Below are 23957 nucleotides of genomic sequence, written 5' to 3'. Positions count from 1 at the left end.
CTCTACTCGGCTTCTTTTTTTTGCGCAGAGAAAAAGATGCGCTCACTGTTTGAAGTAGGCTCACTCATTTTGAAATCTGCACTTACTTCTATATTTATAAAACCAGCTTCGCTCAGCCATGATTGATAATCGTCAATCGACCAAGTGCGCTGAGTATGCACCTCATCAAAGCGATGATATGCATCCATTTCTTCATCATAAGCAAAAAACGTAATATCATGCTCTACGCGCGTGTCTGTATCGTCATAGGTGCAGTTCCAAATATATGACACGTCTTCATCTACGTAAGAAAAAGATTGATTTCCAAATACGTCTTTCATCTTGTGCACTGAATGAACATCAAATATAAAGAGCCCACCTGGTTTTAAGTGCTTATATACACGTTGAATGGTTTCTTGAACTTCTTTATCACTTTGCAAATAGTTCAAAGAATCACAAAAGATTACTACACAGTCGAACTCTTTCAATAACTCAAGTTCCGCCATGTTTTGCTGAAAAAGAGATAGCGTTAACCCTGCTTCTGCCGCCTTTTCCTGGGCTACCATAAGCATATCATCAGACAAATCAACGCCTACTACGGAGAAACCTTCTTGTGCAAATCGAACGGAGAGTTCTCCCGTGCCGCAGGCAAGGTCTAATATACTGTCAGGCTTTTTTTTCGCTTTTGCCACCTGCTGATTAAAAAATTCAGCCCAATCGTCATACGGAACGTCTGCCATTAGCTGATCATATACGTAGGCAAATTCTCCGTACCTGCTCATAGCTGTAGCTCTTCTGAACTTACAAATGGTGCATCTCCCCATAAGCGTTCTAAGTTATAATATCCGCGCTCATCTTTATGGAAAATGTGAACCACAACATCTCCAAGATCAACAAGAACCCACTTAGCCTGCTCAAATCCTTCTAAACGCTTCACAGAAATGCCTTTTTCGTGTGCTTTTTCTTTAATTTCACGAGCGATTGCCTGCACTTGTTTATCTGAGTTACCGTGACAAATAACAAAATAATCTGCCACAAGTGAGATTCCTTCCATATTTAACGCTACGATATCGATTGCTTTTTTATCGTCGGCTGCTTCTACAACAAGAGATAGCAATTCACGTTCAGTCATGTGTTTGACCTCCTAAGATTAAATCATTATATGTCATCATCGTATCGGGATAAACGGCCTGATGTTTCGTCATTAAAAAAGAAATGGTGTTTTTCAGTGATTGAATAAGTGCTGCATTTAAGTCCGTTTTAGCTAACTCCCGCACTTCATCAACACCTGGAAATCTTCTTCCGGGTTCAATGTAATCAGCAACGTACACAATTTTTTCAAGTAACGTCATGCCAGGTCTTCCGGATGTATGGTAAGCAATCGCATCCAATACTTCCTTATCCGTAATCCCTACTTCATTTCTCACTAAAAACGCGCCTACTGGAGCATGCCATAATTCGGTATTGTATTCCAATAAAGAAGGGCTCATGTTTTGATCAATAATAATTTGCTTCATCTCTTCCTTTGGACGAAATTTGGCGTAGTCATGAAAAATAGCAGCCAGTTCTGCTTTTTTTTCGTCTGCTTCAAAACGCTTAGCTAATTCAATTGCTGTTTCCATTACCCCGACAGTATGAATATAACGGCGTTCTGTTAACTGTTTCTTTACGATTTCTAATGCCTCAGTTCGATTCATATAATTGATTCTCCTCGATATATTGTTTAACACTAGCAGGTATAAAATAACGAATGGTTTCTTTCTTTACTACTCGTTCGCGAATAAAGGAAGAGGAGACATCAAACTGCGGAACTTCTACTTCTTTTATCGGGTAAGGGGACGTAATGGTATACCCCGGGCGTTTTACACCTACAAATGTAACCAAATTGACTAATTCATCAATTTCATACCACTTCGGCAAATATTCTACCATATCAGCACCAACGATGAAATGAAACTGATACGTTGGATATTTCTCCGTTAGTATTCTCATCGTATCGTATGTATATGAAGGCTCTTTGCGCTCAAATTCGATCGGCTGCAGGGTAAATTGATCATGTTCTTCAATAGCTAGCTTTAGCATGTGTAAACGATGATATGGCTCAATAGGCTCTTTGATTGTTTTATGAGGTGGAATGTACGACGGCATGAACCATATCTCATCTAATTTCAAGGCATGCAAAACCTCATTTGCCATCATTAAATGCCCCAAATGAGGCGGGTTGAATGTTCCACCTAAAATTCCAATACTCTTCAACAATCCCCGACTCCTTTAATTTACTTCATTTTTAAATAGAGCGGGTTTCCCCGCTCTATTTCATTTCACTTTTGGAAGCATTAACTGCTTATTTTCGCGTGATTCTTTATATAATACAATTGTATTTCCAATCACTTGTACAAGCTCTGCTTTTGTTCCTTTTGTTAATCGAGCAGCAACCGTATCACGATCTTCGTCACAGTTTTGCAGAATGCTTACTTTTAATAATTCTCTTGCTTCTAATGCATCAGCAATTTGACCAATCATATTTTCGTTGACTCCACCTTTTCCTACTTGGAAAATTGGATTTAAATGATGTGCTTTTGAACGTAAAAAACGTTTTTGTTTACCTGTTAACATAAAAACCTCCGTTGTATCTTATCTCTTAGTTAGTGTTGAAAGAACAATGTGTTCCATTGCCTCTTCGTCAGGACGGACGTTCGTCCACTTTTCAAATGCAAGTGCACCTTGCAGTACAAACATACCGACACCGTTATGAGTGCCTGCCCCTTTTGCTTCAGCCTCTTTTAAAAGCTTTGTTTTTAAAGGGTTGTAAATAATATCGCTGACTACGGCTTCTTTTTGCAATAAAGTAAGTGCTAATGGCAGCTCATCCACGTTAGGATACATTCCCACTGAAGTGGTATTAATAATAATATCGAATGTATCTAATTGTTTTTCTGCATCAGAAATAGACATCGCCGCCGTTTTCGTCGAAAAAGGCAGCTCGTTAGCTAATACAGCTGCTTTTTCGACGGTACGATTGCATATCGCAATTACCTCGGGAGCATGCTGAGCTGCAATTGTATAAAAAATAGCTTTTGCGGCTCCTCCAGCTCCAATAATTAAAATTCTTTTTTGGGATAAGCTTCCTTCTACTGCTTTGAGTAAAGACGTCACATACCCCTCTCCGTCGGTATTGTATCCAATATAACGGCCATCTTGATTAACAACTGTATTTACAGCGCCAATTGCCTTTGCTAATGGATCGACTTCATCCAAATGCTTCATAATATCAACTTTATAAGGAATAGTGACATTAAATCCTTGAATGTTTTTATCTTTTAGCTCTCCAATGGCTGACTCAAAATGAACAGGTTCAATTGGAAAAGCTTCATAATGAGCATCCATATTCAGACGTTTAAAGGCATCATTTTGCATCAATGGCGATAGTGAATGCCCAAGCGGATAACCAACTAGCCCATATAATGTACTCAAGATTTTTTCCCCTTTTTGTTTAAATTAAAGAATCGCGCACAAATACGCCGACTCCTTTTGGTGCATGCGCCACAACTTTTGAACCTGACTCATTAACCGTCACCCAGCCCAGCCCTGAAAAAACAATATCCGTTTTTTCATTTTTTATTGTAAATTCATGTGCAACCAGTTCAGGAAACTCATCCATTTGCTCTGGGCGCGGCGGCTGAAGCAGTTCACCTGCTTGCTTTTCATACAACTCATCTGCTTTTTCAAGCTTCGTACGATGGATATGCAAATCGTTTGATACATAACATGTTAATGACTTGCGGCCTCCTTGTACATAATCTAAGCGCGCCAGTCCTCCAAAGTATAACGTTTGCCCTTCATTTAGCTGATAAACCTTCGGCTTTATTTCCTTTTTAGGAGAAATCAGCTTTAAGTCTCGTTTATCTACATAGTGAGCCATCTGATGGTGATTAATAATACCAGGCGTATCATATAAAGATGCGCCGTTATCAAGCGGGATATCAATCATATCCAGCGTTGTGCCCGGATATTGAGATGTAGTAATAATATCTTTTTCTCCCGTTACTTCTTTAATAATGGCATTGATAAATGTTGATTTACCAACGTTTGTACATCCCACAACATATACATCTTTACCTTCGCGATAATGTTCAATGGCTTCGGCAATTTCTCGAATTCCTTGTCCTTTTTGCGCGCTCATGAGGAACACATCCACTGATTTTAGCCCAAGCTCTTTCGCTTCTCGCTTCATCCAATGAATTAGTTTATTTTTCTTTATAGACTTTGGCAGTAAATCTGCTTTATTTCCCACTAAAAGAACCTTGTTATTTCCAACAAATCGATGCAAACCAGGTAACCAGCTGCCGTTAAAGTCAAAGATATCTACAACTTTTACAACTAAACCGTCCGTTTGACCAATTCCATTTAAGATTTTTAAAAAATCATCGTCTGTTAAAGAAACATCTTGTACTTCATTATAATGCTTCAAGCGAAAGCATCGCTGGCAAATAATAACTTCTTTTTCTAGTGCTGATTTTGGAGCATAGCCTAGTTCATCCGGTCGTTCTGTTTGAATCTCCACTCCGCATCCTACGCACTGTAATTTTTCTTCACTCACGTTTTAATCCTCCCAGTTAATCATACCTTTTCGTTTCATCCAACCTAGAATTCTTCGTTCCATTTTACGGTTAAATTTCGTTACAAATCCATCTGTTTGCGCAACTGGTACAACCAAAACCGTATATACGCCGAGACGATTTCCTCCTAATACATCCGTTAAAAGCTGGTCACCAATAACTACAACCTCATCTTTTTGCAGCTCCATATCACGAAGAGCTCTTCTAAATGCTTTACGCATCGGTTTGCGTGCTTTATATACAAATGGAAGTCCAACTGGATCTGAAAACAGCTTGACTCGTTTCTCCACATTATTCGATACAATCGTAATTTTAATTCCACTATCTTTCATTAACTGAAACCACTCAATTAATTCCGGAGTGGCATCAGGGCGATCCCATTCTACCAACGTGTTATCTAAGTCGGTAATAATTCCTTTTATTCCGCGCTCTTTCAAATCGTCTGGCTTAATTTGAAACACGTTTTTCACATGTTCATTTGGTAAAAAAAGTTTCAACACGTATCATGCACCTCGAATATATAGTTACATACTAAAATTAACGCCGTCTATCATTATAACGACTTCTTGTTATTTTCCAACCTAAAATTTTATTCTCTTCAAAAACAGGTCTTTTCTTAGTATAAAGGATATGCCTTGTGAATGCTTTAACTTTATACAGAAAGTTATTGACAAAAGGTAGCAAACCTCTATTTGTTCGTAGGCTTACGATATATTCACTCTCTGCAAACTTAAAATAAAAAATAGTGCAGAAAACGTTTATTACTTATCAAATAGGGTAAGGGGTAAACAAATTCTGTTAAAAGTTTTCGACAAAAAATGATAAGCCTAATTATGTGGATAAGTTTATACACATTATCCTCTGTTATAGTTCAGCAATTAATGGTAATTATAAACAACATACCCACATTTTATCCACCGAAAGCTGTGGATAACAGAACGATTGTTCCTTTATTTGATTCATGTTAGATTATAAATAAGGAATTTAGTAGCATTTAAATATAACTTTTTAGGATATTTATTTTAGTAGGAGGTGGCGGCAATCTTATGAGAAAATTATCAGATGAGCTGCTTATTGAATCATACAGCAAAGCAACCGAACTGCAATTAAGCCCTGATTTTATAAAATTAATTGAAGAGGAAATTGAAAGAAGATCATTAAAGATTAGCATACAAATTCCTTCTTAACGAATAAAAGAGCCTTCTTAATAAAAGAAAGCTGCATCTTCATTTATCTATCTACTCTTTTATTATATAGGCTCTATTTTTTCAAATGAGCAATTGGTTCTCCATACTTTACATAAGAACCTGAGTGAACGTTAGAATCAAAAGTGATTGAGTTCTTCTCAAATAATAAAATGACAGTCGAACCAAACGTGAAGTAAGCCATTTCTTCCCCTTTTTCCACTACTTCTTTTTTAGAAACCGCTTCAATGCTGTTGATAAACATGGCTCCTACTTTTACCATCAGCATGTGACCATTTTCAAATGTTAACTCCGTGAGCTTCCGGAAATTTTTCACCAGCGGTTCTTTCCCGTACTTGATTCCTAATGAATTTACTGGATAAGACTTTTGTCCAACAGTCCACGTATTCCCCACTTGGGCTTTAAGAGGACTGTGAATGCGATGATAGTCTTTCGGACTAAGATAGAGAATAATAAACTGTCCTTCTATATATTTTTCAAGAATGAGATCATTTGAAACCATTTCCTGTATAGAATAAGGTTTGTTTTTTACAATCATTTCTTTTTGAGGCGTAATGACTCCATATGCTTCTATCTTTGCATCTACAGGACTGACAACGCTGTCTTTCTGCTGATCGACCGGACGGGCAGAAGGATTCAAACGGCGAATAAATAGCTCGTGTAAGGTTTGATAGTGATGCAGAGGCTTGTCCATTTCTTCTTTATTTACTTTAAAAACTTTTGTATAGGAGGGTATAACAAACCGACTCCATTTAGAGAAAGTGAATTTTCGAATGAGCTTCGATGATCCTTGATGATTCGTAAGCTCAATAAATGTTCGATACAGGTGCTGCAACAATAATTTTACCTCCACATACTGAATAGTTCTTTACTAGAATAAGGTTTGCGTCTACAATGAAATTACCATTATTTTTACCTTTAGTTCATTCCATCCTTTAAAGGAGTGAGGAAATTGTTTTTATTAGAGTATCTAGATCATACAATTAAAAAGCTGAGATCCCAAGCAGCAAACTCCTTAACGATTGTTAATTTAAGTTTAGGAAGCTTTGCTATTTTATTTGTCATGAAAAATGAATTGAACTTAAGTTTATTACTAATTTTTTTAGCAGCGTTAGCAGACCGATTCGACGGCATGGTAGCCAGAAAGCTGCAAATTGAATCTGAACTTGGAAAACAACTGGACTCCATGTGCGATATTATATCATTTGGCATCGCTCCAGCTCTACTACTTTATCAAAGTATTTTGTCTCACTTTGGTGCTGCAGGTTCAATTGTTACCATCTGTTACATTGCTTGCGGAGCACTTCGTCTTGCCCGCTTTAACATCACAGAAAATACTGGGTATTTTACAGGGCTCCCTATTACCGCAGCAGGTTGTTTATTAACTCTTAGCTACTTGGGCGTCCCTTATTTGCCTTCACACTTTTATATGTTTTTAATTATCGTACTCGCTTGCTTGATGATTAGTACTTTCAAGCTAAAAAAAGTGTAGAGCTCCATTTACTTTTGCAGAGGAATATTATCGTCTTGCTTCTTTTCTTAATTATAGAATAAATCATCTTCTTTAAGAAACAAAGCGAAAATTCCTTAAGAATTCTTAAAAATGAATGGTTCTATTCGGTAGGATATGTCATCTAAAAAAACTCATGCGCATGCATGAGTTTTTTTAATACCAGCAGCTAAAAAACCAATAGAAGCTTCCGAAAATTAATAACAGGACAAACAGAACAATCAACAATCCAAGTCCCCAGCCGAAGCCTCCTCCACATGGGTAAGCTGGATAATTAGGATAACAGCAGCCTCCGTAACCGTACATACTTTCCCTCCTTACACTATGAACTACTACTAGCGTATGTACATACCTTTTCCCTGTATAGGCTGGTAACTATCTATAAAGAAAAATCTGTGGACTTTTTCAAACTCTCTTGTCCCCGGGGGGAATTTTAAACGTACAGGCAAAGACATCCTTCTTTTTACATATAGTGTAATGTTAGTCTCTCACAAGTTGATATCCCCTTATGGAGGTGAAGAGATGTCTGCATTATTTACCGCACTAGGCTATTTCTTTAAAGAATTGGTTTTCCTTGTTTCCTACGTAAAAAACAATGCCTTTCCTCAACCCTTGTCTGCTGCTGAAGAAAAGAGATATTTATCTTTAATGGAACAAGGAGATCAAGAAGCGCGAAACCTTCTTATCGAACACAATCTCCGGCTCGTTGCGCATATTGTTAAAAAGTTTGAAAACACGGGAGAGGATGCGGAAGATTTAATTTCAATTGGGACAATCGGTTTAATTAAAGCAATCGAAAGTTATTCGCAGGGAAAAGGAACAAAATTAGCTACTTATGCCGCACGATGTATTGAAAATGAAATATTGATGCACTTGCGAGCGCTCAAAAAAACAAAAAAAGATGTGTCTCTGCATGATCCAATTGGTCAGGATAAAGAAGGAAATGAAATCAGTTTGATTGATGTATTAAAATCAGAATCAGACGATGTAATTGATATGATTCAACTAAATATGGAATTAGAAAAAATAAAAGAATACATCGATATTCTCGATGATCGGGAAAAGGAAGTAATTGTTGGTCGCTTCGGTTTGGATCTGCAGGATGAAAAAACCCAGCGAGAAATTGCAAAAGAATTAAATATTTCAAGAAGTTATGTTTCGCGAATTGAAAAGCGAGCGCTCATGAAAATGTTTCACGAATTTTACAGAGCCGAAAAAGAGAAAAAAAAGAGCGGAAAGAAGGAGAATTAATCCTTCTTTCCGCTCTTTTTTTAAAATAATTTCCAAATAATAATCCGTAGCAAACACATCATTACTCCCCCTACTAATCATTTAGGTGGAATCTTTCTCCACAAGCAGCCATACAACGATATATCCTTTTTGATTAATCATCATTCATCCACTCCTTTCCACTGTTCAAATTAGAAATGACGGTAAAACTCATACTTGCGGTCTTTTATTTCTTCTTCTAATTGTCTTACATACTGTTCATGCTTAATTTCTGCCTCAGAGTATTGACGAGACTTTATGGTAATAGTTAAAAAGAAAATGTTCAGTGTCATTACAATCACCTCCTTATACACAAAAAAGCCACAGTAATGCATAAGCATCCTGTGGCTGAAAAATAATAAAAACCACAGGGCTACTATTCGCACCTGTGGTGAATTAACGTGTTTTAATGATCAAAGTAAGAAAGTTACTTGATACAGGAACACGGCCGAATAGTATACGTATATAGACGATTTTTGAACATAGTTGAAACTGGATGACCCATAACTGATAAACGTCTTAACATATGACTCGACCTCCTTTTAATAAAGTATTTTCCTTACAATGGTAATTATATCCACGGACTCATAAAAAGTAAACTGTTTTTTTGAAAAATAGGGAATTTTTTTATTTTTTTCAACCCTCATAAAAAAAAGACGATGTATGATCGCCTTTTTATATCTATTATTCTTTTTCTTTCATTAGTTCTTTTTTCAGTTTTTTAGTTTGATAACTAAAATAAAAGGCAAGGGCGGCAAAAAGAATAACGATGGCTTCCATTATTCCAAGCTGCATATCACTTTTTTCACCTTGGCCAATCATAACACCAATGTACAAGAATGTACTTACGGCTAGAAGGACGTAAATAAAGCGGCTGTAATCTTCAATTTTTGCTTTGATGCGTTGAGCTTTCATACAATCACCTTCTCAGTAGAATGTTATAACTCTACTCTATCATAGATCTATAGGTCTATAAAAATCCTATTTTTACCACCCTTATTTCAATGCCTCTTCTAAGTCTTCAATTAAATCTTCTACATCTTCAAGGCCTACAGAAATACGAATTAATCCATCTGTAATTCCTAGCTCTTTACGTCGGTCGCTCGGTATAGAAGCATGAGTCATTTTAGAAGGAATGGAAATAAGGCTTTCAATGGCTCCTAAACTTTCTGCTAATGTAAAATACTTCACTTTGCTCAGTACTTGTTCCGCTTTCTCTTCGCTTCCCACATCAAAAGAAACCATTCCCCCAAAACCTCTTGCTTGCTTTTTAGCAATGAGGTGGTTTGGGTGAGTGTTTAATCCTGGATAATATACTTTTATAACAGCAGGATGAGCAAGTAAAAATTCTACTATTTTCCCAGTGTTGAATTCATGTTCTTCCATTCGTATTCCTAATGTTTTAATCCCCCTCATCAACAGCCAAGAATCTTGGGGTCCTAAAATGCCTCCAGTCGCATTTTGAATAAAATGGAGGTCTTCTGCCAATTTAAGCGAATTCACAACGGCTAGCCCTGCTACAACGTCACTGTGGCCGCCTAGATACTTAGTTGCACTGTGCAGAACGATATCCGCACCTTTTTCGATAGGGTTTTGCCAATACGGGGTACTGAATGTGTTATCAACGATGGTAAGTAAGTGATGCTGTTTAGCTACTGAAGAAGCCTGCTGCAAGTCAGTAATTTTTAGGAGAGGATTCGTGGGAGTCTCGATATAAATAGCTTTTGTGTTAGGGCGAATTTCTTTCTTAATATTTTCGATGTCGCTTGTATCAATAAAAGTAGCTTCAATGCCAATACGGCTCAGCACTTTTGTAATCACTCGGTACGTTCCTCCGTATACGTCATCTGTAATTAGCACATGATCTCCGCTGTTAAACAGCATGAATACAGCAGTAGTAGCTGCCATACCAGATCCAAACGCAAACCCAGCATATCCTCCTTCAATTTCTTTGATAAGTTCTTCTAAGGCGTGTCGTGTAGGGTTACCGGTTCTCGAATATTCGTATCCCGTATGTTTTCCAGCTCCCTCTTGTTTATAAGTGCTCACTTGATAAATAGGAACAGAGACAGCACCCGTCTGTTCATCGCCAACAATTCCACCATGAATTAATTGTGTTTTACGTTTCATCTTATCTTCCTCCACTGTAAATATTTTTACTTAAGTACCGTTCGCTGCTATCGGGAAAAATAGTGACAATATGAGCGCCTTTTTCTGCATTTTTTGCTTCGAGCAGGGCTGCTTCGAAGGCTGCTCCTGAAGAGCTCCCTACTAGTAACCCTTCTTTTAAAGCCAGCTCTTTCACTCTTTGAAAAGCATAAAAATCTTCAACAGTATGAATAGCATTAAAATAAGACCGATCCATATAATCAGGGATGAACTCCATTCCAATTCCTTCAGTTAAGTGAGGGCCGGATTTCCCACCTTTTAAAATCGAACCTTCTGGCTCAACAATGACTGCTTTTAGAGAAGGATTTTTTTCTTTCAAAAATTTTGCTGTACCCATAAATGTTCCACCTGTACCTGCTCCAGCTACAAACACGTCGATTTTCCCATCAAGCTGTTCATATATTTCTGGCCCTAAGGTTTTGTAATAAGTCAGAGGATTGGCCGGATTAGCAAACTGCTGAGGACAATAAGAACCAGGTATTTCACGCAGCAGCTCTTGAGCCTTGTTTATAGCACCTTTCATACCAGCTTCAGTAGGTGTTTGAACCACAGTTGCCCCCAAAGCCTTCATAAGCTGCTGTTTTTCAATACTGAATTTTTCTGGAACACATAATATGACGTTTATTTCGTGCTGAAGAGCAGCTAAAGCCAGCCCAATCCCCGTATTTCCAGCAGTAGGCTCAATCACCGTTCCGCCTCGCTTTAGTCTTCCAGAGCTAAGAGCTTCTTTCAGCAGTTCTTTTCCTAAACGATCTTTTACACTTCCTCCTGGATTAACATATTCCAGTTTAGCAAATATCCTGATTTCTCTGGGTAAATCAAATTGTGTAATCTCAATCACAGGTGTGTTTCCAATCAATTCATGAACGTTTTTGGCTACCTTCATAATCTTGAACACCTCGCTAAAGAATAATATAACTTAACCTATAAATTAAGTCGGAATTAAGGTGAAAATATAGTCTACACCCCATGTTATGATAAACGATGCAGAGTGTAGACGAAAACAAACTCTATATTTTACGAACAGCTTATTTTAATTTTGTAATAAAATTCAATACTAATTTCGTTGAATTAACAGCTGCTTTTTCTAAAAATTGCTCGAAAGAAACATTTGATTCTTTGCCGGCGATGTCAGAAAGAGCACGAAGAATAACAAACGGTACGTCAAATTGATAGCATACTTGAGCAACAGCCGCCGCTTCCATTTCAGCTGCATACAGGTCTGGAAACTTAGAGCGGACAAACTCTACGCGCACAGGATCGTTCATGAACGAATCCCCTGTAGCAATTAGTCCTTTTACAATTTTCATATCCGTTACTTCAAGAGCGCTTTCTTCAGCAAGACGAACTAGTTTTTCATCTGCTTTAAAAGCTGCAGGCAAGTTTGGTACTTGACCGTATTCATAGTTGAATACCGTTACATCTACATCATGATGACGAACTTCTGTTGAAATAACCGCATCTCCTACGTTTAACTCCGGATGGAAGCCGCCTGCTGATCCTGTATTAATAACGTAATCAGGTTTGAACTTTTCTAGTAAGATGGCTGTAGATAACGCCGCATTTACTTTTCCAATACCTGATTTTAATAATACAACCTCCACACCGCTGATTGTTCCTGTCGAGTATTCACATCCTGCGATTACTGTTTCTTGACGATTTTCAATTTTATCGCGTAAAATCGTCACTTCTTCTTCCATTGCTCCAATGATTGCTACTTTCATTTTAAAACCTCTTTCTACTATTGTTTCGTTGCCTCCAATACCCACACAAAGTGATTAAATTGTGTAAAGGTTATGTGAAAACCATTGCTTTCAAAGATTTGCTTTAAGACGGGAATGGTTGTATAGTATTCCCTCTCTAGATCTTCTGCTAGTTGCGTATACCCTTTTCGTTTTGCCTGAACAATGGTATCAGCAAATGAATCCGCTGTTTCAAACATTGTATCAGCAAACACTATTTTACCACCGGTTTGAAGTAACTTTCCATAGTTTATCACAGCTTCTTCTTTTTCTTTATCTGTTAAATGATGAAAAGCATACGTACTAACTAAGCTCTCTGCTGGAAACAATGATGTATCAAATTGTAAAAAGTCTCCTGGTGTGACTAAAACATCTGTCCCTAATTTCTGGTGTGCCAATTGTCTCATTGGTACTGAAGGTTCAATTCCTACTACAGTCAGTTCTTTTTCTAACAGTTTTTTTGTTAAGTTTCCAGTCCCTGTTCCAAATTCTATCACATGCCCTATTGAACGGTCTGCTACATACTCTAAGATTTCATTATAATTGCGAAACACTTCTCTATACTGTTCATCTTTCCCGCTTACCGATGCATCATACTCATTCGCCCACTTTTCAAAGATATCTAAAAACTCTAGACCCATAAAAAACGCCTCCTTATAACTAATAATTCTTATGGATATAGTATGTTTTTAGCTATCGTTTGTTCTTCATTTACAAATATTTTAAGCTTTTAACTTTCTATTTGCTATACTATAGTAATGAGGTAAGGAGGTCGTAAGATGAATTTTGAATTTGAAATGATTGAAGATAAAATAGAATTTTTTGAAGCGCCTGATGTTAAAATGCTTGAGAAACAAATTGCGGAAAAAATTGATCAAAATAAAGCGATTTTGCTTGAGGTGCATAGCGTATCTCATCAAATGTCTGTGGACTATGAACAAGGTAAAAAACTGTACTCTGCGGTTGTTCATTTCAAACTAAAAAAGCAGCGCTAGCGCGCTGCTTTTCTTATTGAAGCTTATCCACTACTGCGGGCTTCCAGCCTTCTCCATCTACCCATTCAATTTGAACGCGATATTTTGTTGATGAGTTGCCTTTAGGACTAACCGTAGCTACGGCTTTACCTACGCCACCGTTATTCCCTAAACGCCATACGGTCATATTGCTTGGGCTAATGCCTGACCCTTCGCCTACAGCTTTTAGCATTTCGTTCCAATCCGTTGATCCTTTTTTATAAGTTGCTGCAGGTGCATCTTGTGACGTACCTACTGAATCCCATGAAGGATCTACCTTGCGTTCTGCCACGCCAGGCTCTGGATTTTTCTCTACTTCAGCCTGTGAATCTGAGTCATTTGATTCTTCATCTGTTGCTTGATCATCTTCAGAGCTTTGGTCATCTTCAGAACTTTGATCGTCCGTTGCTTGATCATCTGTTGCTTGATCATCTGTTGCTTGATCATCTTTCGAAGAATCATCGTCTTTTTTAGCCGTCTTGTCCGTTTTTTGGTCATTTGTTTGCGGATTGTTTTGAGTTGTTTCCGCTTGGTTATCCGATTTATCCTTATTTCCAAGAATCATCGTACCACCGACAAATACAATTAAAACTGCTACGACAGCAATTAACAGATTATATAATCGGTTTACTTTTTTTTCTTTGTTTTCGTGTCTTGAAGAACGATTGTTATTCATTGCTACAATTTCCTCCAACTTTTATAATGCTTTATTCTAACATGTGTTTTCTTATACATGAAGCATCAAAATTTATTTGAAGTATATTTGTAATATTTTTTACAAATTCTTCTTGTTTTAACGTGTATTTAAGTCATACATCCCTTTAACAATATCATAAAATACGCTGTTTGTGGGAGATATCGCACTTTTTGTATTTAAATCCACTACTACCATAGCATATTTTGGATCATCTGCAGGAAAGTAACCCGCAAACCATTTATTGACGATATCGTCTTTCACATTGATTTCAGCAGTTCCTGACTTTCCTGCCACTTCATAAGGAAGGGTTTGAAATCTTCTTCCTGTTCCTTTTTCGCTCTGTACGACACCTTTTAAAAGCTGCTGCATAGAAGCAGCTGTGGCTTTATTAATGGTATCTCCTTTTAGCTTATGCTCTTTAAACGTATACAATGACGTGTTGTTTTTATACTCTAGCGCATCTACAGCTTTTACCTGTTTCTTTTCTCCTCCGCGTGCAATTGTCGCCATCATATTTGCTACTGCAAGCGGAGTCACTTTTACATCAAGCTGTCCAATTGCCGTTTGAGCTACAGCATTTGGTACTTTTTTTTCTCTTTCATTTGTCCAAACTCTTCCCGATTTTTCTCCTAAAAACTGCTTAAAATGTTCAAAATGAAACACATCACCCGTCCATCCTACAGGCTGAATAAGCCCTAACTTATCGGCATATTGTTCAAGGGTATTCGGATTAGATATTATCATTTCTTTTGCTAGCTGTGCAAACGTTGCATTACAACTTTGCGCGAAGCTTTCTTCAAACGTCAGCTGCCCTTTTTGATGATCTTCTTCTACATTATTGCCATAAATACTTTTATCGCAGTTATAGGTAAAAGAAGGCTGAATTTTATTTTGTTCAAGCGCTGCAGCTGCTGTTACGGTTTTAAATATAGATCCAGGAGTTTGTGGCGTCAGCAAACGATTTTCTACGCTGTCTGAACCATTTTGCTTTTTAAATGGATCTTTCTTATTAATCGAAGGCCTGCTGGCCATCGCAATTACTTTATTGTTTTTTATATCAATTAAGACGGCTCCTCCGTCTTTTAACTTATAATGATTTAATGTATTCTCCACTAGCTCCTGAGCAGACAAATCAAGCGTCGTACGCACACTGACTGGATAATAAGGGTTAGCTGTGCCTGTGTATTTTACATCGATGCCAAACATAGGCCCACCTAGGCGATCAACATGATAAAGGAGCTTAGACTCCTGTTCCGGCAGCAAAAACTCGTCAAAAGCCCTCTGCATCCCTGAGATACCTACAGGCGTAGTTGATTTAATTGCTCCATTTTTCAATTTGTCACTATACTTCTCTTCAATTATTTGTCTGCTTTGTGCCTCTAGTCCGATTAAATGTTCAGCAAGAGGAACTGGACGCTCATCTTTTAGAGGAATTCCAAATACGCCAGGTACCTTTAATGCATTTATTTTTTCGACTTGTGCATGGGATAATTCTTTTGTAATAACAACCGGTGTTTTAGCATTCGCTAGTCTGTTCGTTAGTTCCTTTGGTTGCATTCCCACGATTTCACTTACTTGCTGAACAGGCCACTTCATTTTTTCTAAAAACGGAAACAGGACTAAGCGATTATGCGTGATAGATGTTAAAGACTGTCCATTTTTATCTTCAAATTTCCCTCGCCCGTCATCTACCACCATTTCCTGCGTACGCTGTTTTACGCTTCCTTCAATTAAGTTAATCTTTTTGTCAGTAAAAGATTCTGTGCTGACAAGCTGAAGTTGAACAAGCCGTGCTCCCAGTCCACTAATTAATAATAAAATAAAAATAAGAGTAATATAAATTCGCTTGTGAATTATTTTCATGACTACACCTCACTCTTTACAAGTGTCGACGTTGCCATTACTTTTAAAACCATTATCTTAAGAAATATTCATTCTTTTTTTCATTTCACAAAAAACTTGCTGATTCAGCAAGTTTTTATTATTAATTTTCTGTTAAAAATTGTTGAGTTGTTCTTAGCTTTCCTATTTTCGGAAAGATGTAAGAAAGTGTTGCTTCATGCTCTTCTTTTGTAAATGTCGCCATGGCATCCGTGATAAAAATTTGGTTATACCCATACTGAAATGCTTCACGAGCTGTGCTTTCCACACCAATATTTGTTGCAATTCCGCAAAGGACAATTGTATCAATTCCTCTTCGGCGAAGCTGAAGGTCTAAATCTGTCCCAAAAAAGGCTCCCCACTGACGTTTTGTCACAATATAATCATTCTCTTGAACATTAAGTCTTGGATCGAATTCCGCCCAGTCTGCAGGTCTTTCTTGAGGAGCAGATGGCTTTTGATCCGTTTCTGGCGTCAACGCATCTTTTCCATCTTGAAAATCTACTCGTACAAAACTAATAAATCCATTTTGTTCGCGGAAACGATTCACAAGCTGAACAGATTTCTCCACAATTTCGTCTCCTCCAATTGGAACAATCCCTTTTTGTAAATCAATTAAAACAAGCGCTGTTTTAGCAAAATCGATATCTTTCATTTTCATCTTTCCTTTCTTACATATCTTTTCTATTCTCTCCGCTTTTTAAAATCATATAAAAAAAGCTGACGCGTGTCAGCTTTTTTACTTACGAGCATTCAGTAGAACGCTTCCAACCAGATGTTTTACTTAACAGATACAATTTTCACTGACATATCTCCACCAGGAGTTTGAACAGTTACTTGATCTCCAATTTGTTTGCCCATTAGACTTTTAGCAATTGGCGAATCATTTGAAATTTTCCCTTCAAACGGATCTGCTTCTGCACTACCTACAATTGTATACGTTTCTTCATCACCATCTGGCAACTCTACAAATGTTACAGATTTACCTAATGATACAATAGAAGAGTTTTCTACATCTTCTTCAATAATTTTCGCATTGCGAATCATATTTTCAAGCGTTGTAATACGTCCTTCTACGAAAGCCTGCTCGTCTTTTGCAGAATCGTACTCAGAGTTCTCCGATAAATCTCCAAAACTGCGGGCGATTTTGATACGCTCTACAACTTCTTTACGTTTTACTGTTTTTAAATATTCTAGCTCTTGCTCTAGCTTTAGCTTTCCTTCTTCTGTCATTGGAAATACTTTTTCTTGTGCCATAATCCCTTCACTCCTTCTTGAACTCAAAATCTCTAGTGTATACAGTCCATTTCTGTATGTACAAAAAATTTTCCACTCTGTGGAAAAATCAGTTAATAGAGAAATGACAGCTTCAAAATAGAAGCTGCTCGTTTCTCTATTCTTTATAATGTTTGTGTTTAGTTAGCAGAATATGTCTGCATTGTCTTCAAAAAAATTCCTGCATCTATGCTATGTTATTATAAAATGGCATTTTGTTCAAGAATTGTTTGAATTTTAGTGACCATCAAGTCAATCGCTACGTGGTTTTGACCGCCTTCAGGGATGATAATATCTGCATAACGTTTTGTTGGTTCAACAAACTGATTATGCATCGGGCGAACGACAGATACGTATTGATCAACAACTGACTCAAGCGTACGCTCTCGTTCTTTAATATCACGAAGCATACGACGAATGATACGAAGATCCGCATCTGTATCTACGTATAGCTTGATATCCATTAAATTACGCAAGCGCTGATCTTCTAGTACAAGAATACCTTCTAAGATAATAACATCTTTTGGTTCTTCTCTAATTACCTTTTCAGAGCGCGTATGAATTGCGTAATCATATACCGGTTTGTCAATGCTCTCATAATTTAATAAGTTTTGCAAGTGTTCAATCAGCAAATCATTATCAAATGCTAAAGGATGATCGTAGTTTGTTTGCAAACGCTGTTCAAACGGTACATCGCTTTGATCTTTATAATAATAGTCTTGCTCAAGAAGCATAATAGAATGCCCTTTAAAATATTCATAAATAGCTTTGGTTACAGTTGTTTTACCAGAACCGGATCCACCAGCGATACCGATTACAACGGGCTTTTTCCCCATTTTATATTTAAATCCCCTTTCGCATCATGTTATATGAAAATAGAGGTTGGTCCACTTTAAATTTCACAATTTGCAGCGGATGACGCGCAGCATCTAGTTCATTGCCATCTTCGTCCCAAATTTTATCTATTTTTTGCGTAAAGTTTTTAATTTCCGGACCGAAAAATTCCACTTCTTCTCCCGGTTTAAAATAGTTACGCTGTTGCAATGTCACGATGCTTGTTTCTTCATCATAATTCAATACTAAACCAGCAAAATCAAATTTTGTTTTCTTGCCGTGTACGCCAAACATTTGCTCATCTACTCCAGGAACTCCTTCAAAAAAGGCAGGAGCCGTATCGCGGTTTGCACATTTGTCTAGCTCATCAAGCCATTCTTGTTGAATCACAAAATTCTCAGGATCTGCACAGTATGCGTCAATCACCTTGCGATACACGCTCACCACTGTTGCGATATAGTGAATCGACTTCATACGTCCTTCAATTTTTAAGCTATCAATACCCAGCTCAATCATTTGAGGAATAGATTGAATTAAATTTAAGTCTTTTGGACTCATTGCAAACGGATCGTCTTGCTCATCAAATAAAGCCGTTTCCGTTTTACCGTCTTCTACTTTAAATAAATCATAGTCCCAACGGCATGATTGACAGCAGCCTCCGCGGTTTGAATCACGCGCTGTCATATGGTTACTTAGCACGCAGCGGCCTGAATAAGCAATACACATCGCTCCGTGAATAAAAGCTTCAATTTCAATATCCACTTTTTCTTTCATTTCGCGCATTTCTTCAGCACCCGTTTCACGAGCAAGTACAACACGTTCTAATCCTTCTTCTTTCCAAAACTGAACGGCTTTCCAGTTTGAAAGTGATTGCTGCGTACTTAAATGTACTTCAAGCTTAGGTGCAACGCGTCGACAGGTTTCGATAATTAACGGATCAGCTACGATGATTCCAGAAACACCAGCGCGCTCTAATCCCATTAAATAATCTTCAAGTCCGTCCATATTTTCATTATGAGCAAAAATGTTTGTTGTAACATAAATACGTGCACCGTATTTGTTTGCAAACTGAACACCTTCTGCCATTTCTTCAAATGTAAAGTTATCTGCATTTGAACGAAGGCCAAACTCTTTTCCTCCGATAAACACAGCATCTGCTCCATAGTGTACGGCAACTTTTAATTTTTCAAGGTTACCGGCTGGAGCTAACAACTCAGGCTTCTTAGTAATAACTCGTTTACCTTCTACTACAGTATCGATTTGAACAGCCATCGTTTGTACCTCCTTTGTTTATCTTTCTTTGCATGCTTTTTAATATACCGTTTCTTTAAAGAAAAACCCTGTGTCTAACGGACGGTTAATCGGCTGTAAGCTTTCAATTTCTTCTAACAAATCGTCTTTAATGTTTTCGTATTCTTCACGGTCATCTACACATAAATCAATCGCTTGACGATATTTTTTTGTTACTTCTAAAATATATTGCGGTGACTTTAATACGCCGTCAATTTTGAATACATCTACTTCAGCATCAATCATTTCGGAAAGCTCATCGATAATGCACATATCATTTGGACTCATAATGTGCGTTCCATTTTCATCTTCGAAAATTGGATATTTATTGTTTCGCTCATTATCAAGTAAAAACATATCTTTTTCTACTTTACGATTTTCAATTTCCATGACTTTTCCTTGATACTCAAAGTAGTTGCCAAGAAGTGAACGTTTTGATTGGAACATACACGTCATGCCATGCACCTGAACTTCAATTTCTACTTCGGCTTTTTCTTTGATATCAATGATGCTATCCATGCTTAGCTCACGAGCAAGAACTGCGCGTTTAGCTCCTTTACGCCCCCAGTAGTTACATGAATACCAGTTTGTGCCCGTTGTTTCAGTACTCCAGTGCATCTTCATTTCTGGAGCTGTTTCACGCACTGCCATCAATACAGCAGGATCTCCAAATACAATCGCATCCACGCTTGCTTCTTTTAAGAATAAAATATATTCATTTAGTTCGGCGATTTTATCATTGTGAAATAATCCGTTCATCGCTACGTAGACTTTTGCATTATGCTGATGAGCAATATTTACAGCTTCTACGATATCTTCACGTTTGAATTCACCTGCTAAACGCAAACCGTAGCGCTGTTCACCAACCATAACAGCTGTTGCTCCAGCTTGTAGTAATGATTCAATTTCCGAAACTGCAGTGGGTGTCACTAATAGTTCTGGTTTTTTCATTCTTGGTCACCTCTTTTAATACTAATCGCGATTCCGTCTCCAATAGGGAGAATAGTTGTATAATAATCGGGATGATTCATCAGCCACGTATTGTATGCCTGAATTTTTTTAATTAAGCTGCGGCGTCGACGTGTTTCTACTTCGGCCAAATCGGTCGCTACGTGACCTTTAAATAGTACGTTATCCGAAATAATCATTCCTTTAGAAGACAGCATCGGCTCATAATGTTCAAAAAAACGCTGATATTGACCTTTAGCTGCATCAATAAAAACTGCATCATAAGGACCATGACGTTCAATCTCATCTCTAAGCTCTAGTGCATCTCCAAACAACGACACAATTTTATCTTGTTTTCCCGCCCGTTCAATAAATTCTTGCGCTTTTTGGTAACGCTCTTCATTTCGTTCTACCGTAACCACTCGTGCCTCTGGAAGCGCATGGGTCATTCGAATAGACGAATATGCAATCGCTGTTCCAATTTCTAATATATGTTTTGGCTGATGAAGACGAAGAATTTGCAATAGCGTTTCAACACCAATCAATTCCATAATCGGAACGTGATGTTCTTTTGCATAAGCTTCCATTTCTTCAATAAGCTCCTGGCGCTTAGGAATAAGCTTTTCCACATACTGCTCTACGTTTTGTAAAAGCAAAACACTTCCTCCGTTCTCAGAAGTACATTTTACATTATGTTTTCATAACGTTTCATTACTGCAAAATAGTAAGACAACTAGTCTATTATAAGTTTTTTTCGTTTTTACGTAAACCCGATATATTTTAACATAAAAGATGGGGAATGCGAAGTATCGCGATTCCCCAATTTTAAATTCCCACTTATTTTTCGGTATTTTGCTTTTCTTTACCTGTAATATGCTTGGCTTTTTCTTTGTTATGTTCTTCTAACGTTTTGGTAAAAATAACTTTCCCTTCAGGTGTGGCCAAGAAGTATAAATAATCTGTATTGGCTGGATGTAACGCAGCTTTGATTGACATCAAACCAGAGCTGGCAATTGGTCCTGGAGGCAACCCTTTTACTTTATACGTATTGTAAGGAGAGTCCACTTCTAAATGCTTATAGAACACGCGGTCTTTATGCTCTCCTAAGGCATATAAGACGGTTGGATCCGTTTGAAGCGGCATATTTTTTTCAAGGCGATTATAAAAGACGCTGGCAATTTTTTCTCGGTCGACTTTTGCAGTTGCTTCCTCTTCAATCAGAGAAGACATGGTTAACAATTTATGTGCACTGAATTTTTTCTTCTCCATTTGCCCACTGTACTGACCTAATACATTATTTGTTTTCCCTACCATTTTATCCAATATTTCATCTAACGACACATTTTTATCATAAAAATCATACGTAACGGGATATAAATAACCTTCTAGCGGATGTTTAATATCTTTTTGCATCACTTCATCCGTTACTAAATCTGGATATTTTTCTTTCATTTTATTGACGAATGCCTTATCGTCTAGCTTTTTCATGACTTCGTCTTTTGTAAACTTTGTATTTTTAGCAATGATATCAGCAATTTCGACAAGCTGACGTCCTTCTGGAATGGTGACACGAATATCAGGTTGTTTTGAAACCTCGCCTTTTTCCATTTTTTCAACCATTTCCCCTAAGCTCATGGAAGGAGAAAATAAATACGTTCCAGCTTGAAATCCAGACACATGGGTTAATTTTACGTAATAGCGAAATGCACTTTTGCTTTTAATTAAATCTTCTTTTTGCAATACCGTACCAATCGATTGGACGGAAGAACCTTGTGGAATGGTCACATTTACTTTTTTATTGCTGTTTCGATCCACGGGCGTTAAGCGGGATTGAGCATAGAAAAATGCACCGCCAACTAGTAAAAGAAGTACGATAATTGTAATAAAAATAACTCGTTTTTTTCTTGAACGATTAGGTGGTAAAAATGTTTGTTGCGACAAGCAGCTTCCTGGTTAAATCTACTTCTGTAAAAGAAGATACAACCAGTTTCACCTCTTTTCTTCTTGATTTTTTATAAGTATGAACAGAGAGGAGACATGAGATTGCGATTCATTCGTATCGCCTATAGGTGTGAGATGGTATCGCTTCCTTAAACTCTCGCCTCTTCTAAAATTTTTCCATGATTTATGTTATTGTCTACCCAAAGTCTAGTTTCATCCGTTCAAACAATGAATTCTTTTATTAAAATGCACTCTCACACGCAGGAATTATTATACTACAATTTATCTTATTTTTCGTCATTATCATACAATCTGCCCTAAGAATGCAAGGAAAAACCTTTTTATATCTAAAAAGCACAGCCGCTATGTAAAAAAAAGCTGATAACGATTGTCATCAGCTTTTTTACTATAATTATTCGCCTTCTTCGTCAAGGAATGTATTAACCATTTCCTCAACCATGTCCCACTCTTCTTCTGTTTCAATCGGTTGTAGCTCACCGTCTTGACCATCTTCACTTGGTGTGAAAGCAGATGCATGAATTTCAATTTCCTCTTCATCATCTTGGTCTGCTCCGATTGGATAGTAAATTACATATGATTTGTTATATTGATCAGAATCAAATGTGAATAAAATTTCGCATAGCTGCTCATTTCCATTCTCATCGACGATTGTAATTTTATTTTCTTCTACGCTCATGTTTGCACCTCATTTTATATTGTAAGCTCTTAGCTTAACTTTTTCTTCAGTGAAAAGCAAGCCGTTCAGTTATTTCACTTCCCTTTTACGTACAAAAGAATATGCAAAAGGGAAATTCATAACTTTTCAGCTGAGGCAAAGCCTGCTGCTTTTCTTACTGCTTGCTGTCTAAGTATCCTTGAAGAATCATAACAGCTGCCATTTTATCGATTACTTTTTTGCGCTTCTTGCGGCTTACATCGGCAGACAGCAGTACTCGCTCTGCTGCCATCGTCGACAAGCGCTCGTCCCACATCATCGTTTCAATGTTAAGTTTTTCTTTGACGTTGTCAGCAAACTCAATGCACGCTTCGCCTCGAGGGCCAATCGTACCATTCATATTTTTAGGAAGACCCACTACGATTTTCTCTACGGAATATTCGTCAATTAGCTGCTGTAAACGAGGATATGATTGCTCCATCTGCTCATCTGCAATTTTAATTGTTTCAATTCCTTGCGCTGTCCATCCCATTTCATCACTAACTGCCACACCAATTGTTTTGGTTCCTACATCTAATCCTAATACGCGCATTTATGAATCCTTTCGATGCTGTTGTAAATAAGATTTAACAAGTTCTTCAATGAGCTCGTCTCGCTCTAACTGGCGAATTGTGTTTCTCGCATCGTTATGACGAGGAATGTAAGCAGGGTCTCCTGATAACAAATACCCAACGATTTGGTTGATCGGGTTGTAGCCTTTTTCTTGCAGTGCGTCATAAACCGTAAACAATACTTCATGTACGTTTGTTTCAGCTGGCTCATCTTGAAAATTAAATTGCATGGTTTTATCAAATGAACTCACGGTCCCACCTCACTCTCTTAATTTGTGAACACATTGTGCACTATGCT

32 protein-coding genes are annotated in these 23957 nt (G+C 37.5%); 4 read left to right on the top strand and 28 right to left on the bottom strand.

Translation table 11 applies throughout. From position 1 onward, the window contains the following. Positions 1 to 2 precede the first annotated feature (2 nt). The 8 genes from AC0C45_RS01710 to AC0C45_RS01675 are packed head-to-tail and all read right to left on the bottom strand — an operon-like array spanning position 3 to position 5095. On the bottom strand, positions 3 to 761 hold the full coding sequence (locus AC0C45_RS01710) for a class I SAM-dependent DNA methyltransferase (RefSeq protein WP_047932583.1): 759 nt from the start codon (positions 759 to 761) through the stop codon (positions 3 to 5). Next, a complete protein-coding gene (gene rsfS, locus AC0C45_RS01705; RefSeq protein ID WP_472927887.1) occupies positions 758 to 1111 on the bottom strand; it encodes a ribosome silencing factor in 354 nt (117 codons plus the stop codon). Before rsfS ends, AC0C45_RS01710 begins: the two co-directional genes overlap by 4 nt. Beyond that, entirely contained in the window at positions 1104 to 1676 is a 573-nt protein-coding gene (gene yqeK, locus AC0C45_RS01700) for a bis(5'-nucleosyl)-tetraphosphatase (symmetrical) YqeK (RefSeq protein WP_034648849.1), read from the bottom strand. Before yqeK ends, rsfS begins: the two co-directional genes overlap by 8 nt. Next, on the bottom strand, positions 1663 to 2235 hold the full coding sequence (locus tag AC0C45_RS01695) for a nicotinate-nucleotide adenylyltransferase (protein WP_171777810.1): 573 nt from the start codon (positions 2233 to 2235) through the stop codon (positions 1663 to 1665). The genes yqeK and AC0C45_RS01695 overlap by 14 nt, the downstream gene beginning before the upstream one ends. Positions 2236 to 2295: 60 nt before the next feature. Then, the gene (yhbY, locus tag AC0C45_RS01690; protein ID WP_013059260.1) at positions 2296 to 2595 is read right to left on the bottom strand and encodes a ribosome assembly RNA-binding protein YhbY; all 300 of its coding nucleotides are present in this window, start codon (positions 2593 to 2595) and stop codon (positions 2296 to 2298) included. Between the two features lie 18 nt (positions 2596 to 2613). Further along, positions 2614 to 3453: a shikimate dehydrogenase gene (gene aroE, locus AC0C45_RS01685; RefSeq protein ID WP_016765605.1), complete on the bottom strand. Its 840-nt coding sequence runs from the start codon at positions 3451 to 3453 to the stop codon at positions 2614 to 2616. A 19-nt stretch (positions 3454 to 3472) separates the two neighbouring features. Beyond that, entirely contained in the window at positions 3473 to 4579 is a 1107-nt protein-coding gene (gene yqeH, locus AC0C45_RS01680; RefSeq protein ID WP_013085075.1) for a ribosome biogenesis GTPase YqeH, read from the bottom strand. A 3-nt stretch (positions 4580 to 4582) separates the two neighbouring features. Next, positions 4583 to 5095: a YqeG family HAD IIIA-type phosphatase gene (locus AC0C45_RS01675; protein WP_013059263.1), complete on the bottom strand. Its 513-nt coding sequence runs from the start codon at positions 5093 to 5095 to the stop codon at positions 4583 to 4585. 549 nt (positions 5096 to 5644) lie between these two features. Between AC0C45_RS01675 and AC0C45_RS01670 the strand changes: the two genes are divergently transcribed. Further along, on the top strand, positions 5645 to 5785 hold the full coding sequence (locus tag AC0C45_RS01670) for a sporulation histidine kinase inhibitor Sda (protein WP_013059264.1): 141 nt from the start codon (positions 5645 to 5647) through the stop codon (positions 5783 to 5785). Positions 5786 to 5858: 73 nt separating this feature from the next. Here AC0C45_RS01670 and AC0C45_RS01665 read toward each other — a convergent pair whose 3' ends face one another. Continuing rightward, positions 5859 to 6641 carry a phosphatidylserine decarboxylase gene (locus AC0C45_RS01665; RefSeq protein ID WP_013085076.1) on the bottom strand — a complete coding sequence of 261 codons (783 nt, stop codon included), beginning with the start codon at positions 6639 to 6641 and terminating at the stop codon, positions 5859 to 5861. Between the two features lie 114 nt (positions 6642 to 6755). Between AC0C45_RS01665 and pssA the strand changes: the two genes are divergently transcribed. Then, a complete protein-coding gene (gene pssA / locus AC0C45_RS01660) occupies positions 6756 to 7295 on the top strand; it encodes a CDP-diacylglycerol--serine O-phosphatidyltransferase (RefSeq protein ID WP_034648840.1) in 540 nt (179 codons plus the stop codon). Between the two features lie 174 nt (positions 7296 to 7469). Here the strand turns inward: pssA and AC0C45_RS01655 are convergent, their stop codons facing one another. Then, complete coding sequence (locus tag AC0C45_RS01655) at positions 7470 to 7619, bottom strand: hypothetical protein (RefSeq protein WP_013085077.1); 150 nt, start codon at positions 7617 to 7619, stop codon at positions 7470 to 7472. Positions 7620 to 7835: 216 nt separating this feature from the next. Here AC0C45_RS01655 and sigK point away from each other — a divergent pair, with 216 nt between their 5' ends. Then, positions 7836 to 8564 carry an RNA polymerase sporulation sigma factor SigK gene (gene sigK / locus AC0C45_RS01650; protein ID WP_013059268.1) on the top strand — a complete coding sequence of 243 codons (729 nt, stop codon included), beginning with the start codon at positions 7836 to 7838 and terminating at the stop codon, positions 8562 to 8564. A 170-nt stretch (positions 8565 to 8734) separates the two neighbouring features. Here the strand turns inward: sigK and AC0C45_RS01645 are convergent, their stop codons facing one another. The 6 genes from AC0C45_RS01645 to AC0C45_RS01620 form a co-directional block, all read right to left on the bottom strand. Continuing rightward, complete coding sequence (locus tag AC0C45_RS01645) at positions 8735 to 8875, bottom strand: YrzI family small protein (RefSeq protein WP_013059269.1); 141 nt, start codon at positions 8873 to 8875, stop codon at positions 8735 to 8737. Positions 8876 to 9266: 391 nt separating this feature from the next. Beyond that, positions 9267 to 9497 carry a YrhC family protein gene (locus tag AC0C45_RS01640; protein ID WP_013085078.1) on the bottom strand — a complete coding sequence of 77 codons (231 nt, stop codon included), beginning with the start codon at positions 9495 to 9497 and terminating at the stop codon, positions 9267 to 9269. Between the two features lie 81 nt (positions 9498 to 9578). After that, positions 9579 to 10712 carry a bifunctional cystathionine gamma-lyase/homocysteine desulfhydrase gene (locus AC0C45_RS01635; RefSeq protein ID WP_047932577.1) on the bottom strand — a complete coding sequence of 378 codons (1134 nt, stop codon included), beginning with the start codon at positions 10710 to 10712 and terminating at the stop codon, positions 9579 to 9581. Position 10713: 1 nt separating this feature from the next. Continuing rightward, on the bottom strand, positions 10714 to 11637 hold the full coding sequence (locus AC0C45_RS01630) for a PLP-dependent cysteine synthase family protein (protein WP_472927886.1): 924 nt from the start codon (positions 11635 to 11637) through the stop codon (positions 10714 to 10716). 142 nt (positions 11638 to 11779) lie between these two features. Further along, complete coding sequence (mtnN, locus tag AC0C45_RS01625) at positions 11780 to 12475, bottom strand: 5'-methylthioadenosine/S-adenosylhomocysteine nucleosidase (protein ID WP_013085081.1); 696 nt, start codon at positions 12473 to 12475, stop codon at positions 11780 to 11782. A 17-nt stretch (positions 12476 to 12492) separates the two neighbouring features. Further along, a complete protein-coding gene (locus tag AC0C45_RS01620; RefSeq protein WP_472927885.1) occupies positions 12493 to 13134 on the bottom strand; it encodes a class I SAM-dependent methyltransferase in 642 nt (213 codons plus the stop codon). A 138-nt stretch (positions 13135 to 13272) separates the two neighbouring features. Between AC0C45_RS01620 and AC0C45_RS01615 the strand changes: the two genes are divergently transcribed. Next, entirely contained in the window at positions 13273 to 13488 is a 216-nt protein-coding gene (locus tag AC0C45_RS01615; protein WP_013085082.1) for a DUF2536 family protein, read from the top strand. A 13-nt stretch (positions 13489 to 13501) separates the two neighbouring features. On the opposite strand, the gene AC0C45_RS01610 is transcribed toward AC0C45_RS01615, so the two are convergent. From AC0C45_RS01610 to AC0C45_RS01555, 12 genes are all read right to left on the bottom strand, one after another. Continuing rightward, the gene (locus tag AC0C45_RS01610; protein WP_328142806.1) at positions 13502 to 14182 is read right to left on the bottom strand and encodes a YrrS family protein; all 681 of its coding nucleotides are present in this window, start codon (positions 14180 to 14182) and stop codon (positions 13502 to 13504) included. Between the two features lie 117 nt (positions 14183 to 14299). Then, the gene (locus AC0C45_RS01605; protein WP_171776598.1) at positions 14300 to 16066 is read right to left on the bottom strand and encodes a peptidoglycan D,D-transpeptidase FtsI family protein; all 1767 of its coding nucleotides are present in this window, start codon (positions 16064 to 16066) and stop codon (positions 14300 to 14302) included. A gap of 121 nt (positions 16067 to 16187) precedes the next feature. Beyond that, entirely contained in the window at positions 16188 to 16745 is a 558-nt protein-coding gene (locus AC0C45_RS01600) for an isochorismatase family protein (RefSeq protein WP_026106703.1), read from the bottom strand. 119 nt (positions 16746 to 16864) lie between these two features. Beyond that, positions 16865 to 17341 carry a transcription elongation factor GreA gene (greA, locus tag AC0C45_RS01595; RefSeq protein ID WP_013059279.1) on the bottom strand — a complete coding sequence of 159 codons (477 nt, stop codon included), beginning with the start codon at positions 17339 to 17341 and terminating at the stop codon, positions 16865 to 16867. A gap of 218 nt (positions 17342 to 17559) precedes the next feature. After that, on the bottom strand, positions 17560 to 18195 hold the full coding sequence (gene udk / locus AC0C45_RS01590) for a uridine kinase (RefSeq protein WP_013059280.1): 636 nt from the start codon (positions 18193 to 18195) through the stop codon (positions 17560 to 17562). Between the two features lie 7 nt (positions 18196 to 18202). Then, a complete protein-coding gene (locus tag AC0C45_RS01585) occupies positions 18203 to 19465 on the bottom strand; it encodes a peptidase U32 family protein (RefSeq protein ID WP_034648827.1) in 1263 nt (420 codons plus the stop codon). 39 nt (positions 19466 to 19504) lie between these two features. Beyond that, entirely contained in the window at positions 19505 to 20434 is a 930-nt protein-coding gene (locus AC0C45_RS01580) for a peptidase U32 family protein (protein ID WP_016765613.1), read from the bottom strand. After that, complete coding sequence (locus AC0C45_RS01575; RefSeq protein ID WP_013059283.1) at positions 20431 to 21087, bottom strand: O-methyltransferase; 657 nt, start codon at positions 21085 to 21087, stop codon at positions 20431 to 20433. Before AC0C45_RS01575 ends, AC0C45_RS01580 begins: the two co-directional genes overlap by 4 nt. Before the next feature lie 181 nt (positions 21088 to 21268). After that, on the bottom strand, positions 21269 to 22372 hold the full coding sequence (gene mltG / locus AC0C45_RS01570; protein WP_013085087.1) for an endolytic transglycosylase MltG: 1104 nt from the start codon (positions 22370 to 22372) through the stop codon (positions 21269 to 21271). A gap of 412 nt (positions 22373 to 22784) precedes the next feature. Continuing rightward, a complete protein-coding gene (locus AC0C45_RS01565) occupies positions 22785 to 23069 on the bottom strand; it encodes a DUF1292 domain-containing protein (protein ID WP_013059285.1) in 285 nt (94 codons plus the stop codon). A gap of 154 nt (positions 23070 to 23223) precedes the next feature. Then, complete coding sequence (ruvX, locus tag AC0C45_RS01560) at positions 23224 to 23640, bottom strand: Holliday junction resolvase RuvX (protein WP_013059286.1); 417 nt, start codon at positions 23638 to 23640, stop codon at positions 23224 to 23226. Then, positions 23641 to 23910 carry an IreB family regulatory phosphoprotein gene (locus AC0C45_RS01555; RefSeq protein WP_013059287.1) on the bottom strand — a complete coding sequence of 90 codons (270 nt, stop codon included), beginning with the start codon at positions 23908 to 23910 and terminating at the stop codon, positions 23641 to 23643. It abuts the gene before it with no gap. Positions 23911 to 23957 lie beyond the last annotated feature (47 nt).

The organism is Priestia sp. VA7, assembly GCF_055710015.1.
Note: the sequence above shows the minus strand (reverse complement) of the source record. Positions and strands in the feature narration are given on the sequence as shown.

Excerpts from the sequence above, each read along its gene's own strand:
- AC0C45_RS01710 (WP_047932583.1), bottom strand. The coding sequence starts at position 761 with ATGAGCAGGTACGGAGAATTTGCCTACGTATATGATCAGCTAATGGCA.
- rsfS (WP_472927887.1), bottom strand. The coding sequence starts at position 1,111 with ATGACTGAACGTGAATTGCTATCTCTTGTTGTAGAAGCAGCCGACGAT.
- yqeK (WP_034648849.1), bottom strand. The coding sequence starts at position 1,676 with ATGAATCGAACTGAGGCATTAGAAATCGTAAAGAAACAGTTAACAGAA.
- yhbY (WP_013059260.1), bottom strand. The coding sequence starts at position 2,595 with ATGTTAACAGGTAAACAAAAACGTTTTTTACGTTCAAAAGCACATCAT.
- AC0C45_RS01670 (WP_013059264.1), top strand. The coding sequence starts at position 5,645 with ATGAGAAAATTATCAGATGAGCTGCTTATTGAATCATACAGCAAAGCA.
- AC0C45_RS01655 (WP_013085077.1), bottom strand. The coding sequence starts at position 7,619 with ATGTACGGTTACGGAGGCTGCTGTTATCCTAATTATCCAGCTTACCCA.
- sigK (WP_013059268.1), top strand. The coding sequence starts at position 7,836 with ATGTCTGCATTATTTACCGCACTAGGCTATTTCTTTAAAGAATTGGTT.
- AC0C45_RS01645 (WP_013059269.1), bottom strand. The coding sequence starts at position 8,875 with ATGACACTGAACATTTTCTTTTTAACTATTACCATAAAGTCTCGTCAA.
- AC0C45_RS01640 (WP_013085078.1), bottom strand. The coding sequence starts at position 9,497 with ATGAAAGCTCAACGCATCAAAGCAAAAATTGAAGATTACAGCCGCTTT.
- AC0C45_RS01635 (WP_047932577.1), bottom strand. The coding sequence starts at position 10,712 with ATGAAACGTAAAACACAATTAATTCATGGTGGAATTGTTGGCGATGAA.
- AC0C45_RS01630 (WP_472927886.1), bottom strand. The coding sequence starts at position 11,637 with ATGAAGGTAGCCAAAAACGTTCATGAATTGATTGGAAACACACCTGTG.
- mtnN (WP_013085081.1), bottom strand. The coding sequence starts at position 12,475 with ATGAAAGTAGCAATCATTGGAGCAATGGAAGAAGAAGTGACGATTTTA.
- AC0C45_RS01620 (WP_472927885.1), bottom strand. The coding sequence starts at position 13,134 with ATGGGTCTAGAGTTTTTAGATATCTTTGAAAAGTGGGCGAATGAGTAT.
- AC0C45_RS01615 (WP_013085082.1), top strand. The coding sequence starts at position 13,273 with ATGAATTTTGAATTTGAAATGATTGAAGATAAAATAGAATTTTTTGAA.
- AC0C45_RS01610 (WP_328142806.1), bottom strand. The coding sequence starts at position 14,182 with ATGAATAACAATCGTTCTTCAAGACACGAAAACAAAGAAAAAAAAGTA.
- AC0C45_RS01605 (WP_171776598.1), bottom strand. The coding sequence starts at position 16,066 with ATGAAAATAATTCACAAGCGAATTTATATTACTCTTATTTTTATTTTA.
- AC0C45_RS01600 (WP_026106703.1), bottom strand. The coding sequence starts at position 16,745 with ATGAAAATGAAAGATATCGATTTTGCTAAAACAGCGCTTGTTTTAATT.
- greA (WP_013059279.1), bottom strand. The coding sequence starts at position 17,341 with ATGGCACAAGAAAAAGTATTTCCAATGACAGAAGAAGGAAAGCTAAAG.
- udk (WP_013059280.1), bottom strand. The coding sequence starts at position 18,195 with ATGGGGAAAAAGCCCGTTGTAATCGGTATCGCTGGTGGATCCGGTTCT.
- AC0C45_RS01585 (WP_034648827.1), bottom strand. The coding sequence starts at position 19,465 with ATGGCTGTTCAAATCGATACTGTAGTAGAAGGTAAACGAGTTATTACT.
- AC0C45_RS01580 (WP_016765613.1), bottom strand. The coding sequence starts at position 20,434 with ATGAAAAAACCAGAACTATTAGTGACACCCACTGCAGTTTCGGAAATT.
- AC0C45_RS01565 (WP_013059285.1), bottom strand. The coding sequence starts at position 23,069 with ATGAGCGTAGAAGAAAATAAAATTACAATCGTCGATGAGAATGGAAAT.
- ruvX (WP_013059286.1), bottom strand. The coding sequence starts at position 23,640 with ATGCGCGTATTAGGATTAGATGTAGGAACCAAAACAATTGGTGTGGCA.